This window comes from Streptomyces bobili (assembly GCF_002154575.1).
GTDB classification, from domain to species: domain Bacteria; phylum Actinomycetota; class Actinomycetes; order Streptomycetales; family Streptomycetaceae; genus Streptomyces; species Streptomyces bobili.
The window spans coordinates 1-3,697 of sequence record NZ_MUBA01000752.1; the positions used below are offsets into that span (position 1 = coordinate 1).

General features: G+C 72.3%; 3 protein-coding genes. 2 read left to right on the forward strand and 1 reads right to left on the reverse strand.

All coding sequences use genetic code 11. The features are described 5' to 3' along the window. On the forward strand, positions 1-851 hold an 851-nt coding region (locus BZL64_RS37190), incomplete at its 5' end, for an SDR family oxidoreductase (protein ID WP_086773410.1). 90 nt (positions 852-941) lie between these two features. Beyond that, entirely contained in the window at positions 942-1,163 is a 222-nt protein-coding gene (locus BZL64_RS37195; protein ID WP_086773411.1) for a hypothetical protein, read from the forward strand. Between the two features lie 396 nt (positions 1,164-1,559). Here the strand turns inward: BZL64_RS37195 and BZL64_RS37200 are convergent. Next, the coding region (locus tag BZL64_RS37200) for a S41 family peptidase (protein WP_244205778.1) at positions 1,560-3,697 on the reverse strand (2,138 nt) is incomplete at its 5' end.

A 3,697-nucleotide genomic window follows, 5' to 3' on the forward strand; every position in this document is an offset into this window, starting at 1 on the left:
TCGTCACCGGCGCCGCGCGGGGCGTCGGCGAACTCCTCGCCCGCAAGCTCTCCGCACGGGGGGCGACCGTCGCGCTGGTCGGCCTGGAGCCGGACGCACTCAAGCAGGTCGCGGAGCGGCTGCACGGCGACAGCGGCCACTGGTACGCCGACGTCACCGACCATGTCGCGATGGCCCGCGTCGCCCAGGAGGTGAAGGAACGCTTCGGCAAGGTGGACATCGTGGTCGCCAACGCGGGCGTGGCCGCCGGCGGCCCGTTCGTCGACTCCGACCCGGACGCCTGGCGGCGGGTCATCGAGGTCAACCTCATCGGCTCGGCCGTCACCGCCCGCGCCTTCCTGCCGGTCCTCATGGAGAGCCGCGGCTACCTCCTCCAGATCGCCTCCCTCGCGGCGATCACCCCGGCCCCGATGATGACGGCGTACTGCGCGTCCAAGTCGGGCGTGGAGGCGTACGCGCACAGCCTGCGCGGCGAGGTCGGCCACAAGGGCGTACGGGTGGGCGTCGGTTACCTGTCCTGGACCGACACCGACATGGTGCGCGGCGCCGACCAGGAGGACGTGATGCGGGAGTTGCGGCAGCGGCTGCCCTGGCCGTCGAACAAGACGTACCCGCTCGGCCCGGCCGTGGACCGGATCGTCGCCGGGATAGAGCGGCGCTCCTCGCACGTGTACGGGCAGTGGTGGCTGCGCGGCATGCAGGGGGTCCGCGGATATCTGCCGACGCTCATCGGGACCGTCGGGCAACGGGAGATGAAACGGTTCGAGCCCCGGCTGCGGGGCATGCGGACGGGCCTGGTCGGAGCGGGTGGCGCGGCCGACGAACAGGCCCGCGCTACGCAGCGTAGTTGATCGAAATGCGCGGAATGTCCTGCCGTGTGAATCTGGTCGAGGCCCGACCAAGGGCCAATCCCCCTCACCCTCATTCGGGAGTGAACCCACATGGGTATGAAGGACAAGTTCCAGGACCAGGCCGAGCAGTGGCAGGACAAGGCCAAGCAGAAGATGGACCAGACGAAGGAACAGGCCAAGGAGCGCGGGCGTCAGCCGGGCGAGCGTGAGCGCGGGCAGGACCCGCAGCGCCGCGAGCAGGACCCGCAGCGCACGGCTCGTGAGGAGGAGGACCGCTACGACGCGGACTTCGACCCTGAGTCGATGCGGTAACGCTGCCGCTGGGCTTGAGCGCAGAGGGGTGCCCTCCGTCAAGGGGGGCACCCCGCGTTCGTGTGCCTGCCGGGGGCGCGTTGTCGGGTGCGGGTGGTGGGTGGCTGGTCGCGCAGTTCCCCGCGCCCCTTGGGGAGTTGCGGCCGCCGTCGGCCCAAGAGGGCACCCGGCGACCATGCGGGCATGCGGCAGGACAGCCCACCCAGGGGCGCGGGTCACGATGCGGACATGCGGCAGGACAGCTCACCCAGGGGCGTGGGTGACGATGTGGACATGCGGCAGGACAGCTCACCCAGGGGCGCGGGTGACGATGTGGACATGCGGCAGGACAGCTCACCCAGGGGCGCGGGGAACTGCGCGGCCGGCCCCCACCGGGCCGCACCCGGCAACGCGACCTTAAAGCCCCCGCGGGGGCAGCCGCGGACGGGAACGGTCCGGGACGTGGGACAGGTCCGGTGGAGACGCCGGGGGCTCCGTTTCCAGCAAGGCCAGCGCCAGCGACACCGCGTCGTCGAGCTGGGCGTGCCGTCCCTCCGCCCAGTCGAGCGGCGTCCGCAGGATCTCCAGGTCGGGGGCGACGCCGTGGTTCTCCACGGACCACCCGTACGCGTCGAACCAGGCCGCGTTCATCGGTACGGTGATGACCGACCCGTCGCCGAGCCGGTGCCGTCCGGTCATGCCGACGACTCCGCCCCAGGTCCGCTGCCCCACGACGGGGCCGAGTTTCAGCAGCTTGAACGCGGCCGTGATCATGTCGCCGTCGGAGGAGGTCGCCTCGTCGGCGAGGGCGACGACGGGTCCGCGGGGCGCGTTGGAGGCGTAGGACACGGGCTGGGCGTCGCGGGTGAGGTCCCAGCCGAGGATGGTGCGGGTGAGTTTCTCCACGACGAGTTCGCTGATGTGCCCGCCCGCGTTGCCGCGGACGTCCACGATCAGCGCGGGCCGGGACATCTCCATCCGCAGGTCGCGGTTGAACTGGGCCCAGCCGGAGCCGCCCATGTCGGGGATGTGCAGATAGCCGCACCGGCCGCCGCTCAACTCCCGTACGACTTCCCGGCGTTTGGCGACCCAGTCCTGGTAGCGCAGGGGCCGTTCGTCGAGGAGGGGGACGACGGCGACCCGCCGGGGCCGCCCGTTCTCGCCCTCGGCGGGGGTGAACGTCAGCTCCACGGTCGTACCGCCCGCTCCCGCCAGCAGCGGGTAGGGACCGGTGACCGGGTCCACCGGCCGGCCGTCGACATGGGTGAGGACCGCGCCCTCGCGGATGCCGGTGCCGGCCAGCGGTGAGCGTGCCTTGGAGTCGGAGGAGTCGCCCGGCAGGATCCGCTTGACCGTCCAACGGCCGTCCCTGCACACGAGGTTGGCGCCGAGGAGGCCCTGCCGGCGCTGGTAGTGGGGTGGGCCCTCGTTGCGGCGGGCGGCGGTGACGTAGGCGTGGGAGGTGCCGAGTTCGCCGAGGACCTCGCGGAGCAGGTCGGCGAACTCGTCGGGGGAGGCGACCCGTTCGACCAGGGGCCGGTACTGGTCGAGGACCGCGTCCCAGTCGATGCCGCACATCCCCGGGTCCCAGAAGTAGGCGCGGATGAGCCGGCCCGCCTCCGCGTAGGCCTGCCGCCACTCGGCGCCGGGGTCGGCCTCGTGGAGGATGCGGCGCAGGTCGATCCAGACGGTGGAGTCGGCGTCGCCGGACTCTGTGGAGGGCACCGCGCGCAGCTCGCCCTCGTCGACGACGACCAGCCGGCTGCCGTCGCCGCTGACCGCGAACCAGTCGAGGTGGTCGACGAGTTCGGACTTCTTGGCCTTGCCGAGGTGGAAGTACTCCAGTGTCGGCCGACCGCTGGTGTCGTCCGGGTTGGCGAAGGTCTCGCCGAGCGCCCCGGAGATCGGCCAGCGCAGCCAGACCAGGCCGCCGCCCGCGACCGGGAACAGCGCCGAGTACTTGGAGGCGGTCACCGGGAACGGCGTCACCCGGCTCGCGAGGCCCTCGACCTCGACGATCACCGTGCCGTCGCCGCCCTCGTCCTCGACCGGATCCAGCCCGCCCGCGGCCGGCCGTCCCTCGGGGGTGAGGGCGAAGGGGGAGGGGGTCGCGGAGTTCAGCGGCACCAGGTACGGCCGGCAGCCGAGGGGGAAGGAGAGGTCGCCGGTGTGGACGTCGTACACGGGATCGAAGCCGCGCCAGGAGAGGAAGGCGAGATAGCGGCCGTCGCGGGTGAAGACCGGGTTCTCGTCCTCGAAGCGGCCGTTCGTGACATCGACGATCAGCCCGCCGCCCCCCGCTGCGTCGCCGCCCGTGCCGAGACCTGAGATCCGGGCCATCTTGATCTGCCGCAGCGACCGCCCGATGCCCGGATGCGACCAGGTAAGCCAGGCCCCGTCCGGGGAGAACGCGAGATCGCGCACGGGCCCGTTGACCGACCGGATCAGCTCGACGACGTCACCGTCCGGGCCGTCGGTCTCCGCTGAGGGCCCCGCCCCCGCATCAGCCCCGACCGGCCTAGCCTCACCCGCGACCGGCCCCGCGGCCTCCACCA

Coding starts and splice junctions, on each gene's coding strand:
- BZL64_RS37195 (WP_086773411.1), top strand. CDS start 942: ATGGGTATGAAGGACAAGTTCCAGGACCAGGCCGAGCAGTGGCAGGAC.